The sequence below is a fragment of the Buchnera aphidicola (Brevicoryne brassicae) genome (assembly GCF_005082825.1).
Taxonomy (GTDB): Bacteria; Pseudomonadota; Gammaproteobacteria; order Enterobacterales; family Enterobacteriaceae; genus Buchnera; species Buchnera aphidicola_AK.
On sequence record NZ_CP034882.1, the window covers coordinates 16,956 to 37,029 of the forward strand.

Annotated in this window: 17 protein-coding genes and 1 tRNA gene; 8 read left to right on the plus strand and 10 right to left on the minus strand. The window is 25.7% G+C overall.

The genetic code is table 11. The features are described from left to right. Positions 1-33 precede the first annotated feature (33 nt). Positions 34-1,392 (plus strand): tRNA uridine-5-carboxymethylaminomethyl(34) synthesis GTPase MnmE, encoded by a 1,359-nt coding sequence (mnmE, locus tag D9V66_RS00080; RefSeq protein ID WP_158365405.1) that lies wholly within the window; start codon positions 34-36, stop codon positions 1,390-1,392. A gap of 14 nt (positions 1,393-1,406) precedes the next feature. Here mnmE and D9V66_RS00085 read toward each other — a convergent pair. Further along, positions 1,407-1,479, minus strand: a tRNA-Phe gene (locus D9V66_RS00085). A 244-nt stretch (positions 1,480-1,723) separates the two neighbouring features. On the opposite strand from D9V66_RS00085, the gene D9V66_RS00090 reads away from it, so the two are divergent. Both D9V66_RS00090 and groL read left to right on the plus strand, forming a co-directional pair. Further along, the gene (locus D9V66_RS00090; RefSeq protein ID WP_158365407.1) at positions 1,724-2,014 is read left to right on the plus strand and encodes a co-chaperone GroES; all 291 of its coding nucleotides are present in this window, start codon (positions 1,724-1,726) and stop codon (positions 2,012-2,014) included. Positions 2,015-2,085: 71 nt separating this feature from the next. After that, complete coding sequence (groL, locus tag D9V66_RS00095) at positions 2,086-3,732, plus strand: chaperonin GroEL (protein WP_158365409.1); 1,647 nt, start codon at positions 2,086-2,088, stop codon at positions 3,730-3,732. Between the two features lie 89 nt (positions 3,733-3,821). On the opposite strand, the gene epmB is transcribed toward groL, so the two are convergent. Continuing rightward, positions 3,822-4,829 (minus strand): EF-P beta-lysylation protein EpmB, encoded by a 1,008-nt coding sequence (gene epmB / locus D9V66_RS00100; RefSeq protein WP_158365411.1) that lies wholly within the window; start codon positions 4,827-4,829, stop codon positions 3,822-3,824. A gap of 31 nt (positions 4,830-4,860) precedes the next feature. Here epmB and efp point away from each other — a divergent pair, with 31 nt between their 5' ends. Then, entirely contained in the window at positions 4,861-5,430 is a 570-nt protein-coding gene (gene efp / locus D9V66_RS00105) for an elongation factor P (protein ID WP_158365413.1), read from the plus strand. Between the two features lie 27 nt (positions 5,431-5,457). Here efp and dnaC read toward each other — a convergent pair whose 3' ends face one another. From dnaC to rsmD, 3 genes are all read right to left on the minus strand, one after another. Continuing rightward, positions 5,458-6,198, minus strand: coding sequence for a DNA replication protein DnaC (gene dnaC, locus D9V66_RS00110; protein ID WP_158365415.1), 741 nt, complete (start codon positions 6,196-6,198; stop codon positions 5,458-5,460). Further along, positions 6,198-6,692: a primosomal protein DnaT gene (gene dnaT / locus D9V66_RS00115; RefSeq protein WP_158365417.1), complete on the minus strand. Its 495-nt coding sequence runs from the start codon at positions 6,690-6,692 to the stop codon at positions 6,198-6,200. Before dnaT ends, dnaC begins: the two co-directional genes overlap by 1 nt. A gap of 62 nt (positions 6,693-6,754) precedes the next feature. Further along, the gene (gene rsmD, locus D9V66_RS00120; protein ID WP_158365419.1) at positions 6,755-7,336 is read right to left on the minus strand and encodes a 16S rRNA (guanine(966)-N(2))-methyltransferase RsmD; all 582 of its coding nucleotides are present in this window, start codon (positions 7,334-7,336) and stop codon (positions 6,755-6,757) included. 130 nt (positions 7,337-7,466) lie between these two features. Between rsmD and ftsY the strand changes: the two genes are divergently transcribed. Both ftsY and rpoH read left to right on the plus strand, forming a co-directional pair. Further along, positions 7,467-8,645: a signal recognition particle-docking protein FtsY gene (ftsY, locus tag D9V66_RS00125; RefSeq protein WP_158365421.1), complete on the plus strand. Its 1,179-nt coding sequence runs from the start codon at positions 7,467-7,469 to the stop codon at positions 8,643-8,645. A gap of 118 nt (positions 8,646-8,763) precedes the next feature. Beyond that, positions 8,764-9,621, plus strand: coding sequence for an RNA polymerase sigma factor RpoH (gene rpoH, locus D9V66_RS00130; RefSeq protein ID WP_158365423.1), 858 nt, complete (start codon positions 8,764-8,766; stop codon positions 9,619-9,621). Between the two features lie 152 nt (positions 9,622-9,773). On the opposite strand, the gene glmS is transcribed toward rpoH, so the two are convergent. Continuing rightward, on the minus strand, positions 9,774-11,600 hold the full coding sequence (gene glmS, locus D9V66_RS00135; RefSeq protein WP_158365425.1) for a glutamine--fructose-6-phosphate transaminase (isomerizing): 1,827 nt from the start codon (positions 11,598-11,600) through the stop codon (positions 9,774-9,776). Positions 11,601-11,672: 72 nt separating this feature from the next. Then, positions 11,673-13,049 (minus strand): bifunctional UDP-N-acetylglucosamine diphosphorylase/glucosamine-1-phosphate N-acetyltransferase GlmU, encoded by a 1,377-nt coding sequence (glmU, locus tag D9V66_RS00140; RefSeq protein ID WP_158365427.1) that lies wholly within the window; start codon positions 13,047-13,049, stop codon positions 11,673-11,675. Between the two features lie 208 nt (positions 13,050-13,257). Here glmU and D9V66_RS00145 point away from each other — a divergent pair, with 208 nt between their 5' ends. Continuing rightward, positions 13,258-14,073, plus strand: coding sequence for a Cof-type HAD-IIB family hydrolase (locus tag D9V66_RS00145; protein WP_158365429.1), 816 nt, complete (start codon positions 13,258-13,260; stop codon positions 14,071-14,073). A 47-nt stretch (positions 14,074-14,120) separates the two neighbouring features. On the opposite strand, the gene metR is transcribed toward D9V66_RS00145, so the two are convergent. Continuing rightward, positions 14,121-15,050: an HTH-type transcriptional regulator MetR gene (gene metR, locus D9V66_RS00150; protein ID WP_158365431.1), complete on the minus strand. Its 930-nt coding sequence runs from the start codon at positions 15,048-15,050 to the stop codon at positions 14,121-14,123. 138 nt (positions 15,051-15,188) lie between these two features. Between metR and metE the strand changes: the two genes are divergently transcribed. Then, positions 15,189-17,465: a 5-methyltetrahydropteroyltriglutamate--homocysteine S-methyltransferase gene (gene metE, locus D9V66_RS00155; RefSeq protein WP_158365433.1), complete on the plus strand. Its 2,277-nt coding sequence runs from the start codon at positions 15,189-15,191 to the stop codon at positions 17,463-17,465. 154 nt (positions 17,466-17,619) lie between these two features. On the opposite strand, the gene purH is transcribed toward metE, so the two are convergent. Together purH and D9V66_RS00165 are read right to left on the minus strand one after the other, a co-directional pair. Further along, on the minus strand, positions 17,620-19,200 hold the full coding sequence (gene purH / locus D9V66_RS00160) for a bifunctional phosphoribosylaminoimidazolecarboxamide formyltransferase/IMP cyclohydrolase (protein ID WP_158365435.1): 1,581 nt from the start codon (positions 19,198-19,200) through the stop codon (positions 17,620-17,622). A gap of 165 nt (positions 19,201-19,365) precedes the next feature. Beyond that, entirely contained in the window at positions 19,366-19,638 is a 273-nt protein-coding gene (locus tag D9V66_RS00165) for an HU family DNA-binding protein (protein WP_158365436.1), read from the minus strand. Positions 19,639-20,074 lie beyond the last annotated feature (436 nt).

The following is a 20,074-nucleotide window of genomic DNA, read 5'->3' on the forward strand; positions in this document are numbered from 1 at the left end:
AGTTTTTTAATATTTACATTAAGAAAATACTGTATGATTCATAATGAAACTATTGTCGCACAAGTGACTTGTCCCGGAAAGAGTGCTGTTGGAATATTAAGAGTATCTGGTTTTCAAGCGAAAACAATTGCTATAGAAATTTTAGGTAAAATTCCTCGAGCAAGATTTGCTACTTATTCAAACTTTTTAGATGAAAATAATCAAATACTAGATAAAGGCATTTCTTTATGGTTTCCTGCTCCTTATTCACTAACAGGTGAAGATGTATTAGAATTACAAGGACATGGTAGCCCATTAATCATGGATTTATTAATTAAGAGAATCATTTCTGTTAAATACACTAGAATGGCTAAACCAGGAGAATTTTCTGAACGTGCGTTTCTAAATGGGAAAATAGATTTAATTCAAGCGGAGGCTATAGATGATTTAATTAATTCAGAAACGGAATTATCTGCTCGCGCATCATTAAATTCATTGGAAGGAGGTTTTTCTCTTTCTATTGAAAAATTAATAAAAGTACTTATTGAATTTCGTGTGAGTTTAGAATCTAGTATAGATTTTTCAGAAGATGAAATTAATATTAATCTTGAAATATTAATTAATAAGAAATTTAGAGAATTAAATAATAAATTTAAAAAAATTAAAAAAACTATCTCAGAAGGAAATTTATTAAGAGAAGGAAAAAAAATAGCAATTGTTGGTTTACCAAATGCAGGAAAATCTAGTTTATTGAATATTTTATCATGCCGTGATAGAGCTATAGTAACTAATATTCCTGGTACTACACGAGATCTTCTTTATGAATATGTAAATATTAATGGTGTTTCATGTAAATTAATTGATACTGCTGGTTTACGCGAAACAAATAACAAAATAGAACGCATTGGAATTACACGGGCGTGGGATGTGATTAAAAAATCTGATCATATTCTTTTTGTTATTGATAAAACCATGAGTAAATTAAAACAAAAAAAAATATGCAACGATTTTATTAAAAAAATTTCTGATAATATAATAGTGACTTTTGTTTTAAATAAAAACGATTTAGTGAAAGATAACTTTGGAATTGAAGAAATAGATGGTTTATCTTGTATTAGTGTTTCTGCATATACAGGTCAAGGTATCGATACATTACGTAATTATATTGTAAAAGTTGAAAAAAATAGCAGTAAGGAAGGTGTTTTTATTGCTCGTAGACGTCATATTAATCAGATTGATTTGGCATATAATGAATTTTTAGTTGCTAAAAAAAATTGGTTATTATTCAATAATATTGAGTTTTTGGCTGAATCGCTTAGTTTAATAAATAGATTTTTAGGGGAGATTACAGGTAAGTTCAGTTCTGATGATTTATTGAATCATATTTTTTCTAGTTTTTGTATCGGAAAATAATTTTGGTTATAATATGCCCGGAGGCGGAATTGAACCACCGACACGGGGATTTTCAGTCCCCTGCTCTACCGACTGAGCTATCCGGGCTTATCTGTAAAATTACATTAAATCATCAAATATGAAACATTGTCAATGTTTTTTTATTTGTCTAATAATTATTTATTGTTTTTAAAAATTAAAAAAATTTTTAATAAAAATATAAAAAAATAATGTTGACCCTTGAAAGTTTTAATAAAGATCCATATATTTAAAATAAGAAAACATTTTTAATTATTTCAAGATAATAAATTATAAAATAATTAAGCAAGATTATTCACAGGAGTGTTCTTATATGAAAATTCGTCCGTTGCATGATCGTGTGCTTGTTAAACGTAAAGAAGTTGAATCTAAATCTGCTGGTGGTATTGTTCTTACGGGTTCTGCTGCAGGAAAATCTACTAGAGGAACGGTGACAGCTGTTGGTAAAGGTCGTGTTTTAGATAATGGAGAAATCAAGCCATTAGATGTAAAAGTAGGTGATGTTGTTATTTTTAATGAAGGCTATGGTGCAAAAACAGAAAAAATTGATAACGAAGAATTATTAATTTTAACTGAAAGTGACATTTTAGCAATTGTTGAATAGTAAACTAAGTAAAGTAAACTAAGTAAACTATACGCTATATCCATTAAAAAATTATTTAAGGGAATGTAAAAATGGCTGCTAAAGATGTAAAATTTGGTAACGAAGCCCGAATTAAAATGCTTCGTGGAGTTAATGTTTTAGCTGATGCAGTTAAAGTGACTTTAGGACCAAAAGGTAGAAATGTTGTTCTAGATAAATCTTTTGGAGCACCTAGTATCACTAAAGATGGTGTATCAGTAGCCCGTGAAATCGAATTAGAAGATAAATTTGAGAACATGGGAGCTCAAATGGTAAAAGAAGTTGCATCAAAAGCGAACGATGCAGCAGGAGATGGAACAACAACAGCAACATTATTAGCACAATCTATAGTAAACGAAGGTCTAAAAGCAGTAGCAGCTGGAATGAATCCCATGGATCTTAAACGTGGAATTGATAAAGCTGTTATTAGTGCAGTAGAAGAATTAAAAAATTTATCTGTACCATGTTCTGATTCTAAAGCTATTACACAAGTTGGAACTATTTCTGCAAATGCAGACGAGAAAGTTGGAGCATTAATTGCAGAAGCAATGGAAAAAGTTGGTAATGATGGAGTGATTACAGTAGAAGAAGGTACAGGTCTACAAAACGAATTAGAAGTTGTTAAAGGTATGCAATTTGATCGAGGTTATTTATCTCCTTACTTTATCAATAAACCAGAAACAGGTGTTGTTGAATTAGAAAATCCTTATATTTTAATGGCAGATAAAAAAATTTCTAATGTTCGTGAGATGTTACCGATACTAGAATCTGTTGCAAAATCAGGAAAACCATTATTAATTATTTCAGAAGACTTAGAAGGTGAAGCCTTAGCTACATTAGTAGTTAATTCTATGAGAGGAATTGTAAAAGTAGCTGCAGTAAAAGCTCCTGGATTTGGAGATCGTCGTAAAGCAATGCTACAAGATATTTCTATTCTTACTGGTGGTTCTGTTATTTCCGAAGAATTAGCAATGGAACTAGAAAAATCTACTTTAGAAGATTTGGGTCAAGCAAAGCGTGTTGTTATTAGTAAAGATACGACAACTATAATTGGCGGCATTGGAGAAAAACACGCAATTCAAAGTCGTATTAGTCAAATTCGTCAAGAAATTCAAGAAGCTACTTCTGATTATGATAAAGAAAAATTAAATGAGCGTTTAGCCAAATTATCAGGAGGAGTTGCAGTACTTAAAGTAGGTGCAGCGACAGAAGTGGAAATGAAAGAGAAAAAAGCTCGTGTTGAAGACGCATTACATGCAACTCGTGCAGCAGTAGAAGAAGGTGTAGTTGCTGGTGGTGGTGTCGCATTAGTTCGAGTAGCAGGAAAAATATCTAATTTACGTGGTCAAAATGAAGATCAAAATGTAGGTATTCGAGTTGCTTTACGTGCAATGGAAGCTCCATTACGTCAAATTGTGTCAAATTCAGGTGAAGAACCTTCAGTAGTTACTAACAATGTAAAAGACGGGAAAGGTAATTACGGTTATAATGCAGCCACTGATGAATATGGTGATATGATAGATTTTGGTATATTAGATCCTACTAAAGTTACACGTTCTGCCTTACAATATGCAGCCTCAGTAGCTGGTTTAATGATAACAACCGAATGTATGGTTACTGATCTACCAAAAGAAGATAAATCTTCTGATTCTAGCCCTTCTCCTGCAGGTGGAATGGGTGGAATGGGTGGAATGATGTAAGTTTATTCGTTTTATCTTATTAAGATTATTTGAATTATTTCTTTCCTCAGATTTAATGATTCTGAGGAAAGTTTTTTTTATCATCGTATTTAAACAATAATTAATTTATTATGTTTTGAACCAGTATCACAAACTAATTTAGGTACTAGATAACCAGATATCATTTTCATTAGATTTTTCATAATAGATTTTGCTTGTCTAATTGAAACTGAAAAATGCATTGTACCATTAACTTTATCTAAAATATGTAAGTAATATGGAAGAATATTATTTTCAAATAAGAGAGCACTTAATTTTGCTAAAATAATAGGATTATCATTAATATTTTTTAATAAAACACTTTGGTTTAGTAAAGTTACACCCGAGTTTTTTAATTTTAAAAATCTTTCACTTAATTCTTTATTTATTTCTTGTGGATGATTGATATGAGTTACTAAAACAATTTTTTTTAGTGATTTGCAAAATATTTGACAAAGATTAGAAGTAATGCGATTAGGTATAACAATAGGCAATCTAGTATGTATTCTTAATCTTTTTATATGATTGATTTTAGATAATGATTTAATAAGCCATGATAATTCATGATCTTTAGCCATTAATGGATCTCCACCTGATAAAATAACTTCATTTAGTTTTTTATTATTTTTTATATATTCAAGTGCTTGAATCCAATTGTCTTTTTTTCCTTGATTTTTTTCGTACGGAAAATATTTTCTAAAACAATATCTACAATTAATAGCACAGTTTGTTTTTACAATCAATAAAACTCGATCATTGTATTTATGTAGTAATCCAGGTAAAATGATGTGATTTATTTCTTTTATAGGATCCTTGATATATCCTGAAAAATTTAAAAATTCTTGATTATTAGTCATTACTTGCAAAAAAAGTGGATCGTTTGGATCACCTTTTTTCATTCTTAAAACAAAAGAATATGGTACGCGAAATGGAAATATTTTATTTTTTTTTAATTCAGAATATTGAATATAACTTTCTAAATTAAGAATTTTTAATAATTCTCTCGGTTGGGTAATAGAATTAAATAGTTCATGTAACCAGTTGTCTTTTTTTCTGATTACATTTTTTGTTGTTTTCATTTTTATATATTTTACAACAATAGAGGTTTATATGAGAGTATATCATAGCAATAATTTTCGTTCAGGTTGTAAAATTATATTTGAAAACGAACCTTATTTAATAGAATCTAGTGAGTTTGTTAAACCTGGAAAAGGACAGGCTTTTGTTCGTGTCAAATTAAGAAAATTTTCAACAAAGCAACTTATAGAAAAAACTTTTAAGTCCACAGACTCTTTAGCAATAGCTGATATTGTAGAATATAAAATTCATTATTTATATAATGATAGTCGTTTTTGGTATTTTATAAATAAAAATACCTTTGAAGAATTATCAGTTGAAAAAAAAATTGTTGGTTCTAATAAAAAATGGTTATTAGAACAAGATCCATGTATTGTTATTTTATGGAATAATCAGCCAATTTCAATTACACCTAAAAATTTTGTAGAACTTAAAGTGACGAATACAGAATCCACTTTAAAAGGTGATACTATTAATACTAATGTTACTAAATTAGCTACTTTAAGTACAGGGGCTATTGTAAAAGTACCATTATTTATTCAAATTGGTTCATTAGTAAAAGTAGATACTCGATCTGGTCAATATGTTTGTAGAGTTAAATAGAAATTTTTTAGAATTATATTAAATTTATTAATATTCATTTCCTTTGACATATTGTCTATAACTATCCCATTCAAAAGTTAACCATAAACTATTACCTAAGCGCATCCTATCAATTACTCTTTCACCTAATAAATTTTTCATTCCATTATGATCTAAATTCGACAACATTCCAGTCGATCGTTTAGACGATGATCTTCTATCAACTATTTGATTAATAATTACCTTTTCATAACGAGATTCAGTTTGCATACCAATTTCGTCAATCATTAGTAAATCAACGCTACTAAGATTATTTAATAAACTTTCTTCAGTAACATTACTAGCACCACTAAATGTACCTTTCATATTTGACATTAAATCAGCTACAGTAACGAGTAAAATACTTTTTCCATGTAAAATTAAATAATTTCCTATAGCTGATGCCAAATGATTTTTTCCCGTTCCTGGTTTTCCTGAAAAAATAAAACTAGCTATGTTTTGATTAAATTCTTCTGCATATCTTTTTGATGCTTTTAATACCCTTTTTTGACCATCATGTTGAATTTTATAATTATCAAATGAACAATTCATATATAATTCTCGGATACCTGATCTTCCTAAGACACGTTGCATTCTCATGGCTTTATTTTCGCGTAATATAGATTCAGAAGATAATCTACCTTGTTCTTGATTCCAGGCTAATAAATCTTCATCATTATCAAATTTTGGTTTAATATTATTTGGCATGAGACGTTTAAGACGTTTAAAGAATTCAGTATGAAATGTCATTATTTACCTCTAAATCCATTTGGTATAGTTTGATCTGGTGTTGGTATATAGGTAACATCTCTTTTTTTTTGTTGAAAATTATTAATTGATCTACTTTTTTGTAAGCTTCTAGCTAATTTTTGTTGCCATTGTATATGATGAAAAAAACAACCTTCTACTTCCCAATATGAAATAAAAGCAGCCAGTTCAGATTTTGATACTTCTTTATTTAACATGATACCCCATAATGCAGCTTGATGAATAAAATCTTTATCAGGTATCCATTGAGAATGCATAGAAAATTTTTTATTTATATTTTGTTTTTTCACATTTTTATATACAGAGTCATATTCGAGATCAAATATTTTTTTTAAAAAAAAAGGAGTTACTGCATAAAAAATAGGAGTATTGTTTTTTAAAATTGTTACAGCACCGTTATTAGATGTTTCTAAAATTTGAATAGGATTTTTACAAAATAAATCAAGTGTTGTATTTTGACAAATTAAAATTTTCATAAATATTTTACCTTTTTAAATTGATTTAAATTAATATGTATTATTAAATATTTTGATATATATTATAAATTTGATATGTTAAAAAAATAAAGATAGCATTCAATATGGTTTGTAATTTTTTTTTTATGCAAAATCCAATTTTGGGGTATTATAAGAGGTTTTTGTTTTTCTTTTTCGATATAAATAAGAGAGTTGTTTTTAATCCATTTATTATTTTCTAATAAATTAAGAGTTGATTCAATCAATCCTTGATAATAAGGTGGATCAATAAATATTATATCATATGGTTTACCGTTTTTTTTAAGCCAACTTAAAGTATTTGTATGTATAATTTCTACATTATGTATATTTAATTTTTTAATATTTTTTTTAAGATCAATTATTGTTTTTTTTTTTATTTCTAGAAAAGTTGAAAATGCAGCATAACGAGATATAGCTTCAATTCCTAGCGCACCACTACCTGCAAAACAATCAAGACATCGAGAATTTTTTATGTATTTAGATAACCATTCAAATAGCGTCTCTCTTATTTGATTAGTAGTAGGACGTAAATTGACAGTACTATTAAAAGATATTTTTCTTCCTTTAAATTTTCCAGAAATAATGTAGATTTTTCCGTTTTTTTTTAAAAAATAATTATGCATTTTATTATATTATTTATCTTAGTGGTATAATTTATTTTAATATTAATAATAATGTAAATAAATATTTTTTTAAAAGATATTACATGTTTTATAAAAATAGTTTTTATTTGTAAAGTAAAAGAGGAACAATATGAAAGATGAAAAAAAAAATGGTTTTTTTTCTTGGTTTAGTTCCACAATAAGAAGAAAAAAAACCGTAGAAAATAAAGAAGAAACAGAAAACAAAAACAACGATTTATTAAATAAAACAATACTTGATAAAGAAAATAAAACACTAGAAATTAATCAAAGTTTATATAACTTAAAAACTTCATTAATTCAAAAAAATGATATTAAAGGCGAAAAAATAGAAATATTAAATAATAACAATTCAAAAATTATTAAAAATACGAAAATAAATTTTTTTGCGCGTTTAAAGAAAAGTTTAAATAAAACAAAAAAAATTCTTGGTGATGGTATTAATCATATTTTTTTATCAACAACTGTTGATAAAATTCTTTTTGAAGAATTAGAAGAAAAAATGTTACTTGCTGATATTGGAGTTAATACTACAGATCAAATTATTAATAATTTAATTAAGGAAATTAATTATAAAGATTCATGTATTCCTGAAAAAGTATATTTTTTATTAAAAAAAAATATGTACAATATTTTACAAAAAGTAGAAAAACCTTTAAAAATATCTAATCGTGTACCTTTTGTCATTTTAGTAGTAGGCGTTAACGGTACAGGAAAAACTACAACTGTCGTTAAATTAGCACAAAAATATAAATTAGAAGGTAAATCTGTAATTTTAGCAGCTGGAGACACATTTAGAGCTGCAGGTATAGAACAATTACAAATATTAGGAAAATTAAATAAAATACCGGTAATTGCTCAAAGTTTTAATTCAGATCCAGCAGCAGTAGTATTCGATGCAATAAAATCCGCAAAAGCAAAAAAAGTAGATGTTTTAATTATTGATACAGCAGGTAGATTACATAATAAATTACATTTAATAGAAGAGCTAAAAAAGATTGTTAGAGTAATAAAAAAAATAGATGCATCTGCACCACATGAAACAGTGCTAACTGTTGATGCTTGTAATGGACAAAATACAATATCACAAACAGAAATATTTCATAAAGCCTTAAATTTAACTGGTATTATAATTACTAAATTAGATGGAACAGCTAAAGGAGGAGTTGTTTTTTCATTAGCAAATCAATTTAAAATCCCTATTCGTTACGTTGGAATTGGTGAAAAAACACAAGATTTAGGTGTGTTTAATGGTAAAGAATTTATTAATGCTATCTTTAGTAAAGAATAAAAATATTTTTTTGTATTATCAAGATAAATCTTTGATTTATATTTTTAATTAAAGTATCATACTAATGTCCCACATATTCATATTTTAGTTTGTATAATTCGTTGATGCGGGAATAAAAATGATTAATAAATTACAGATTTTATCTGTGACACCACCAAGTAATTTAGATGCTTATATTAGAATCGCTAATTTATGGCCAATGCTATCACTTAAAGAAGAAAAATTACTCACTAAACGTTTGCGTTATAATGGTGATTTAGAAGCAGCAAAAACTTTAATTTTATCTCATCTTCGTTTTGTAATTCATATTTCACGTACTTATTCAGGATATGGTTTGCTTCAAGCTGATCTTATACAAGAAGGAAATATTGGCTTAATGAAAGCAGTACGTAGATTTAATCCTGAAATAGGAGTTCGTTTAGTTTCTTTTGCTGTTCACTGGATCAAATCAGAAATTCATGAGTATGTTTTACGAAATTGGCGTATCGTCAAAGTGGCTACTACTAAATCTCAAAGAAAATTATTTTTCAATTTGAGAAAAACAAAAAAAAGATTAGGTTGGTTTAATGAAGAAGAAATAAAGATAGTCGCAAAAGAATTAGGAGTTAGTAGTAAAGACGTAAGAGAAATGGAATCACGAATGTCAGTTCAGGATGTTACTTTTAATCCTTTCCCAGAAGATGACTATATAGATGGAAAAAATAGTAATACTATACAATATTTACAAGACAAAACGTCTAATTTTGCTAATGGTGTAGAAGCAGATAACTGGGAAGAACATGCTGCAAATAAACTTAATAATGCGTTATTAGGATTAGATGAACGTAGTCGTAATATTATTCAAGCACGTTGGTTAGATAAAGATAAAAAAAATACTTTACAAAAATTAGCAAGGAATTATGGTATTTCTGCAGAACGCGTTCGACAATTAGAAAAAAATGCAATGAAAAAATTAAAAATAGCTATAGAATCCTAATTTAGGAAATAAATCTTATAGTATAGATATGGACAATTTATAACAATTTTTTCATACAGAGTATGAGAACAACTTTATTTGAAATTAAAAACTCATACTCTTTTTTATTTCAAAAAATATTCTTTTATTTACAATAAAACTATTTTATATTGTTATTCTACTGTAACTGATTTAGCAAGATGTCTTGGTTGATCAATATTTTTCTTTTTACTTAAGGCAATATAATAAGCAAGTAACTGCAGAGGAATGGTATAAAAAATAGGTGCTATTAATTCTTCTATATATGGAAGCTTAATACAATTTACATTTTTTTCATAATCAAATTCTTGATCTGAAAAAACGTAAATCAACCCGCCTCTTAAAGATATTTCTTTAATATTTTTTTTAATTTTTTCTAATAATGAATTTTTTGGAGCGATAATAATTACTGGTATATTTTTATCAATTAGAGCAAGAGGTCCATGTTTTAGTTCTCCAGCAGGATAAGCTTCAGCATGAATATAAGAAATTTCTTTTAATTTTAAAGCTCCTTCCATTGCAATAGGATAGTACTCACCTCTTCCAATGAATAATATGTTTTTTTTGTTAGATAATTGATTTGCCATATTTTTAATTAATGGATTTTTTTTTAAAATTTCTTGAATTCTGGTAGGTAAAACATTTAAACTTTGTACGATTTTTTTTTCAATATTTCTTTTTTTTTGTAAATTTGCAAGTTTAGCAACTAACATAAGTAAAACAGTCAATTGTGTTGTAAAAGATTTTGTGGAAGCAACACCTATTTCTATTCCAGCTTTAGTTGATAAGTAATAATCTGATTCTTTAACTAAAGATGATCCTTCCATATTACATATAGTTAAATTACCTAAATATTTAAGTTTTTTAGAATATCTTAATGCTGATAATGTATCGGCAGTTTCACCTGATTGTGATAAAGTAATTAAAAAACTATTTTTTCTTACTGCTAGTTTTCTTGAAAAAAATTCAGAAGCTATTTCAACATCACAAGGTATGTTAGTAAGAGATTCAAACCAGTATCTAGAAACCATTGCTGCATTATATGAAGTTCCACATGCAACTATTTGAATGTGTTCAATTTTACAAAATAAAATATCTTCTTTTTTCCCTAATTCTAAAAAATTAATTGTATTGTTTTTTTTTAGACGATTTTGTAAAGTTTTTTCAATAGATCTAGGTTGTTCATATATTTCTTTTTCCATATAATGACGATATTTCCCTTTATTTACTGTTTCATATTTTATATTAGATACTATTTCTTGTCTATTAATGATACAGTTGTATTTATTAAAAATATCAATTTCTTTTTTTTTAATAATAGCAATATCACCTTCTTCTAAATATATAAAACGTTTTGTAATATGTAATAATGCTATCTGATCAGAAGCTATGAAATTTTCTTCAGAACCTAATCCTATAACTAACGGACTTCTAGATCGAACTGCTATCAATTCTAATGGATTATTTTTATCTATTATAACCATACTGTAATTACCATGTAATTTTTTCATGGTTTTTTGTATAACATTTTTAATAGAATTTTTTGTTTTATTTTGTTCCCAATGTAATAAATGTGCAATTACTTCTGTATCAGTATCAGAATAGAATATATATCCCCGTGTTTTTAAAAAATTACGTAATATAGAATTGTTTTCAATAATTCCGTTATGCACAACAATAATATTTGAAGAAATATGTGGATGAGTGTTTTCTTTAGACACTCTTCCGTGTGTAGCCCAGCGTGTATGAGCAATTCCAATATTTCCAAATATTTTTTTTTTATTTACCTTTGTTATCAATTTATTGACTTTTCCCACACAACGAATTCTAATAATATTATTCTCATGATTTACTATAGCTAATCCTGAAGAATCATATCCTCTGTATTCTAGTTTTTTAATACCTTTTATAAGGAAATTGATAATATTACGTTGTGTTACTGCACCAACAATACCACACATATTTATATCCTTTTTAGATTTAATTAAAATAATTTTTTTTACAATAAATTTTTCAATTAAAAATGATAGTTTTTATTTTTGATGGAGTTTATTAGGACGTATCCAATTTTCTTTGTATTTTTGTTCTTTTTTGTTATAAACTAAACAAGGTTTATTAACATCTTTTGTTAAAGTAGTACCTGCTGCAATAGTTGTATTTTTTATAATTTTAATAGGTGCAATTAATTCTGTATTAGAACCTACTAAAACATTATCACCAATAATAGTTTTTAATTTATTATTACCATCATAATTACATGTAATACTACCTGCTCCAATATTAACTTTGGTTCCAATTTCAGAATTTCCAATATAACTTAAGTGTTTAATCTTAGATTTTTGTTTTATAATACTATCTTTTATTTCAACAAAATTACCTATTTGAGTTTTTTTATCTAATATAGTATTTGTTCGTAAGTGTGCAAAAGGACCTATAATACAATTTTTACCTATTTTAGCATTTTCTATAATTGTATATGCTTGAATATTAGTTTTGCTCTCAATAATACTATTTTTAATAATACATCCAACTCCGATTTTTACATCATCGCCAAGAACAACATTATCTTCAAAAACAACACCTGTATCTATTTCAATATTTTTTCCATGTTTTAATTTTCCTCTTAAAATAAAATGAGATGGATCTTTTAGTATCAGACCGTCAATTAGTAATTTATTAATTTGTTCTTTTTGAAGAATTTTCTCTAAAATAGATAATTCTAATTTGTTATTTATCCCTAATATTTCTTGATACTTTAAAGGTTGTGTTGTTTGAATAAATTTCCCTTCAAAACAAGCTAAAGCAATAATATCAGTCGCATAAAATTCTTTTTTTTTATTTTTATTACTAATTTTTCCTAACCATCTTTTTAAATCTTGACTAGTAGCTATAAAAACACCAGAGTATATTTCTTTGATATTTTTTTGTTTTTGAGTTGCATCTAGTTCTTCTATTATTCCTATAACTTTTCCTCTTTTTCGTAAAATACGTCCATATCCATCAGGATTTTTTACTTTCATAGTTAAAAGATTGATTTTTGAGTTTTTTTTAGAGTTTTGTAATTTTTTTATTGATTCTGTAGAAATAAAAGGTACATCTCCATATAAGACCAATACATTCTCATCATCTGGTATATTTTTTACAGCTAATTTTATAGCGTGTCCTGTTCCTTTTGGTTTTTTTTGCATTACCCATTCGAGAGAATTATTGTAGATTTTAGATGATATAAGTTTCTTTTCATGACTATGTACTAATATAATTTTTTTTGGTTTTATAGATTGTGCAGTTTGAATAACATGTTCTAAAATTGTTTTTCCACCTAAAAAATGTAATACTTTAGGATAATTAGATTTCATCCTAGTTCCTTTTCCAGCTGCAAGTATTATTATGTTTGTTTTTTTTTGCATCATAAAAAACCTTTTTATAAATTTTATTAATGCATTTATATTAAATAAAAGATTTTTAATTGAATAGTTTTAATTAATTATATTTTTAATATATTAATTAAATAGTTTAATATTTTTTAATTAATTGATTTTTAACTACAAATTTACAATATAAAATATTTGTATAAAATATTATTTATTATAAAATATATTATATTTTTAAGGTTGTTTTATGTGTCGAATTATTACAGTAGATTTAGATGGTACTTTACTTTCTTCAAAAAATAAAATTACAGAATATACTAAAAAAATTATAAATTTATTAACAAAAAAAAATTTTTTTATTATTGCTTCAGGTCGTCATTATTTAGATGTTATAAAAATTAGAGATATTTTAAATATTCAATCTTTTATGATTACTTCCAATGGCGCTAGAATTTATGATTTAGATAATAAATTAATTTTTAGTGATGATTTAGATAAAGATATTGCTTTAAAACTTTGTAAAATAGTATATGAAGATAAAGATATTATTACGCAAATATATCGAAATAATAAATGGTATATAAATAATAATAAAATAGATAATAATTTTTGTCCTTCTCTTACATCATTAGAATATAAAAATTTTAATCTTGAAAATTTTCGATTTAATAAAATTAATAAAATTTTTTTCACTAGTAAAAATTTCCATAAATTATATAATCTTGAAAAAAAAATTATTCAATCATGGAATAATAAAGTTAATATTAGTTTTTCTGTTCCTGGTTGTTTAGAAGTAGTTTCAGGAAAATCTTCAAAGGGTTATGGATTAAAATTAATATCTCGTTTATTAAACATTCCTTTAAAAAATTGTTTTTCTTTTGGTGATGGAATGAATGATCATGATATGCTTGTTGTTTCTGGAAAATCTTATATTATGAAAAACGCTGATTTACGTTTAAAAAATGCATTACCAAATGTAAAAATCATTGAAAGTAATGATAATGATGGTGTTGCAAAATGTTTATATGAAATTTTTATAAAAAATAAAAAAAATATATTATAAAGTCAATATAAACTATTTTTAATATTAATTATTTTATTGATTTTAAATTAAAATATTTTAAAAATTTGCGGTTGTAATACACCGCGAATAAATTTTAAATGAGTACAAGCATGTAAGTGTATAGAATGAACAAAGTTTTTTATAACTAACTCTTTTTGTTCGCCATTACGTATAGCTACATATAATCGTCTCCATATGCCATTACCTATTTTTCTCGTTACAATTAAACCCTGACGTTCAAAGTTATCTACTACCCAATGTGGTAACGCTGTAATTCCCATTTGCGCAGATACCATTTGTATTAAAAGCAAGGTATTATTTACATTTTTTAAAATAGGTACAATACCTGCAGGTTTTAAAAAATTTTTCCATATATCTAGTTTATTTCTTTGAATAGGATAAGTCATTAATGTTTCAAATTGAAGGTCTTTTGCTGTAATTTTATTTTTTTTTAAAACAAGAGGATGATTAGGAGACAAAATTAAACGTACTTCAAAATCAAACATTGGTACATAAAACAAATTACTTCTTGGTAGTACTTCAGAAGTGAGTACAATATCTAATTTTCCTTTCTGTAGAAATGGTTGCGGGCCAAACGTCATATCAGAATAAAAATCTATTTTTACCTTTGGTAGTTTTTTTTGAAAGATTTTTAATGCTGGTGTTAACCATTGAATACAACTATGACATTCTATAGCTAATCGAATAACTGTATGATAAGAATCTGTGCATTTTTGTATTGTTTTTTCTATTTTAGGTAGTATTTCTTCAGATAATTGAAGTAAAATTTCACCTTGAATTGTAAATTTTATAGGATGACTTTTCCGAATAAACAATTTAAATCCTAATTTTTTTTCTAATTTTTTACATTGATGAGATATTGCTGATTGTGTTTGATGAAGTTGAATTGCCGCTGCACTTAATGATCCACTATTTTTTAGTGCTTGTAGTGTTCGAAGGTGTTTTATTTCAATCATGAGATTTCTTCATATTAAGAATTAACTATTTACGCTTGATAATTTTTCGTAATGCTAGAATTATAGATTATGTATTTTGAATAAAGCAATTATAAATTGATGAAAATAATAATTTAAACAAATAATAGGATATATAATATGGTAATTTTAAATCATACTCTTGGATTTCCAAGAATAGGTTGGAATCGTGAATTAAAAAGAGCTCAAGAAAAATATTGGTCTGGTGATATTTCACTTGAAAATTTATTATCTATTGGATATGAAATAAGAAAAAAAAACTGGCAAAGACAAAAAGAATTTGGAATTGATTATATACCAGTTGGAGATTTTGCTTGGTATGATCATGTCTTAACTACTAGTATGATGCTTGGAAATATACCAGAAAGACATAATTCTTTTAATAGTTCTATTGATTTAAATTGTTTATTTCGAATTGCGCGAGGTTGTTCTCCAGATATTTCTGCTTCAGAAATGACTAAATGGTTTAATACTAATTATCATTATATTGTACCTGAATTTTATAAAGACAAGATTTTAAAATTTTCTTGGAAACAAATTTTAGATGAAGTTGATGAAGCTTTATTATTAGGACATAAAGTTAAGCCTATACTTTTAGGTCCTATTACATATCTTTGGTTGGGAAAAGTAAAAGAAAAGCATTTTGATCGTTTAGATATGTTAGAAAATATAATTATAATATACAAACAAGTTTTACAAGAATTATCTGATCGTAATATTGATTTTGTTCAAGTTGATGAACCAGCTTTAGTTTTAGAATTGCCAAAAAAATGGCAAGATGCTTATTCTTATGCTTATAAAAAACTTTATGGAATAAGAAAAATATTACTTACTACATATTTTGATGATATTAACCATAATATAGAATTTATTCGCAATTTACCTATTCAAGGTATTCATATTGATTTAATTTCTGGAAAATATGATTTACTTGATTTTAATCTGAAAATACCGGCAGAATGGATTTTATCTTTAGGTGTAATTAATGGTCGAAATGTTTGGCGTTCTGATCTTGTAAAATGGTTTAAATTTATTTCTAAAATTTTAAATAATCGTAAAAAAATATTAATTGGTTCATCATGTTCTTTATTACATACACCAATTGATTTAAAAGAGGAAAAAAATTTAGATAAAGAAGTAAAAGAATGGTTTTCTTTTGCTGTACAAAAATGTAATGAAATATCATTATTATCAGATGCATTGAATAAAAATGATGTTTCTTCAATTAAAAAATGGTGTTTACCTATCTATAAACGCATTACTTCAAAAAGAGTGCATAAAATTGAAGTAGAAAAACGTTTGTCTAATATTACAATTAATCAATATCAACGTATTAGTTCTTATGAAATTCGTTCTAAAGAGCAAAATAAAAAATTTGATTTACCTATTTTACCTACAACTACTATCGGATCTTTTCCTCAAACTATTGATATTAGAAAATTACGTCGTGATTTTAAAAACGAATTAATTAATCAAAATGAATATTCACAAGGTATTAAAAAACATATTAAAAAAGTAATAAAAACACAAGAAGAATTAGATATAGACGTTTTAGTACATGGTGAAGCTGAAAGAAATGACATGGTGGAATATTTTGGTGAACATTTAGACGGATTTGTATTTACGGATAACGGATGGGTGCAGAGTTATGGATCTCGTTGTGTAAAACCTCCTATTATTATTGGTGATATTAGTCGTCCAAAACCAATCACTATAGCATGGTCTAAATATGCTCAATCTTTAACGAAAAAACCAATTAAAGGAATGTTAACAGGACCAGTTACTATTTTACTTTGGTCTTTTCCTAGAGAAGATGTTTCATTAAAAAAAATTGCTACACAAATTGCTTTGGCATTACGTGATGAAGTCTTGGATTTAGAACAAGAAAAAATAGAAATTATTCAAATTGATGAACCTGCTTTACGAGAAGGATTACCACTAAGAAAAAGTTCTTGGTCTAAATATTTATCTTGGTCTGTTGATGCATTTCTTTTAAGCTCTTCTGGTGTAAAAAATACTACACAAATTCATACACATATGTGCTATTGTGAATTTAATGACATAATGAATTCCATTGCTTTATTAGATGCTGATGTAATTACAATAGAAACAGCACGTTCAGATATGGAATTGTTAGAATCATTTAAAGAGTTTCAATATCCAAACGAAGTTGGTCCTGGAGTCTATGACATACATTCATCAAATATACCAAGTATAGACTCAATTATTATGTTATTACAAAAAGCTATGAAATACGTTTCCTTTAAACGTATTTGGGTGAATCCAGATTGTGGTTTAAAAACACGAAACTGGACTGAAACAGTATTAGCTTTAAAAAACATGGTTCAAGCAACAAAAATATTGAGAGAAAAAATTAAAAATAGTAAATTAGTTTAAAATTAGTTTTTTTAAAATTCTTTATGTTGTTTTAATGTTAAATCATCTTTTAGATTATTTTATAGACACCTAAATGATGATTTAGCACATCATGAACTTTTTTAATGAAAAATGTATGTTATATACGAGATAAAAAAATATAATTTAAACTGTATTAATGTTTAAAATGACGTTTATTTGTAAAAATCATTGTCATATTGTTTTCATTTGCCGCCTGTATAATTTCTTTATCACGTATAGACCCACCTGGTTGAATAATACAGTTAATACCAATTGAAGCTGCGCTATCAATTCCATCCCTGAAAGGGAAAAAAGCATCAGAAGCCATAGTTGCGCCAATAATTTTTTGTTTTTGATCTTTTACTTTAATATTAGCTAATTTAGTAGAATAAATTCTACTCATTTGACCTGCACCTATACTGATAGTTGTTTGATTACGACCGTATACAATTGCGTTTGATTTAACAAATTTAGCTACTTTCCAACAAAATATAGAATCTTCTAATTCTTTTTTCGTTGGGATACGTTTCGTAACGAAATTCCATGTTTTTATATCTATATTTTGAGAGTCATATTCTTGTACAAGTAATCCATTAGTAATTCTTTTAAAATCTATTCTTATTTTATTTTTCTTGATTTTTCCAGTCACGAGTATTCTTATATTTAATTTTTGCTTGAGTATTTTTAATGCTAAAATATCTATTTCCGGTGCAATAATAACTTCAATAAATTGTTTGGTATTAATAATGTTTTCAGCAGTTTTTTTGTCTAATTTAACATTAAAAGCGACTATACCTCCAAAAGCTGAAACAGGATCAGCATAATATGCTGATAAATATGATTCTGAAAGAGTATTACTTACTGCAACACCACAAGGATTTTCATGTTTTACAATAACACAAGCTGGTTTATTAAATTCTTTTACGCATTCTAATGCTGTATTAGCATCAGATACATTATTGTATGATAAAGTTTTTCCTTGAATTTGCTGCGCAGAACTTATTGTACCTGATTCTATAATATTTTTGTCTATATAAAAAGATGCTTTTTGATGTTGATTTTCTCCATATCTCAAATCTTGTTTCTTGATAAAAGAAAAATTTATTTCTTGAGGAAATAAATTTTCGCAATAAATTTTGTTTAACATGTTTTTTTTTATAAAATATTGTGAAATAATTTTTTCATAATATGCTGTGTATTCAAATGCTTTAGTTGCTAAATAAAATCTTTTTTCTATATTCATAGTATTATTATTAATAGAATCTATAGTACTTTGAAAATCGTAAAAATCCACTATAACTATAACGTTTTTATAGTTTTTTGCCGAAGCACGTACAAGAGTTGGTCCACCTATATCAATATTATTTATAATGTTATCAATATTGTTGTTTTTGATGTTTTGTACTTTTTCAAAGGGATAGAAATTCACAATAACTATATCTATACAAGAGATTTGATATAGTTTCATAATTTCATTGTCTTCGTCTTCTCTTCTTAAAATACCAGCCATAATTTTTGGATGTAATGTTTTAACACGACCATCCATTATTTCTGGAAATTTTGTATATTCTGATATTTCCATAACAGGTATATTGTTTTCTTTTAAAATTTTTGCTGTTCCTCCTGTTGAAAACAAATTAATTTTATTTTTTATTAATATTTTTGATATGTTTAAAACATGTGTTTTATCTGAGACACTAATTAAAGCATTTTTTATAACATTAATTGATGGCATGATATATTTTCTTTTTTTAATAAAATTTTGAATATTTTTTCTACATTAATGTTATCTTTTAATGTAAAATTAGTTTTAAAAAAGATAATTTTTTTTAATATAAAAAGTTTTTATTAGGGGCTTTATAAGCCCCTTTAAATATTTTTAAAATATAATATATTTGCATTATTTGATTGCATTTTTCAATGTTTTTCCAGATATAAAGCTAGGAACTTTAGTCGCCGGAATTTGTATTTCTTTTCCTGTTTGAGGATTTCGTCCTGTACGAGAGGATCTTAAATTAACTTTAAAAGTACCAAATCCAACTATTTGTACCGACTCTCCTTTTTTTAAGGATTGAATGATAGTTGATAAAGTGTTTTCTAAAATAGATTTTGCTTGTATTTTTGATAAATTAGACTTTTTAGAAACAATGTCGATTAGTTGAGTTTTATTCATTACTTTTCCTTTGTATTTAAATTTAAAAATTAATAATTTATTTAGCTGTTATTTTTATAAAACTATATTTAATATATTATATTAAAAACATTTTTATTTATGACATCATATAATTTTTTTATTAATTCAAATTAAATAACTTTATATTTATAAAAAATAAATATAAAAAAAGAAGAATCTATTTGAAAAATTTTTAATTTAAGACAAATTATAATATATATAAAAATAATCAAAAAGATACTATATAAATTATATTTTTATTTTTAATAACAATTCTAAAATGTTTAATTTTATTGAAAATTATATTTGGGATATCTGTAAAAAATAGTAGTTGTAATTTTATTTTATAAAAATTATTTTTTTATTTTATAATAGTATGAGATGTATCATTAATTTATAATTTAATATTTTTTATCATACTGATTCATATACTCTT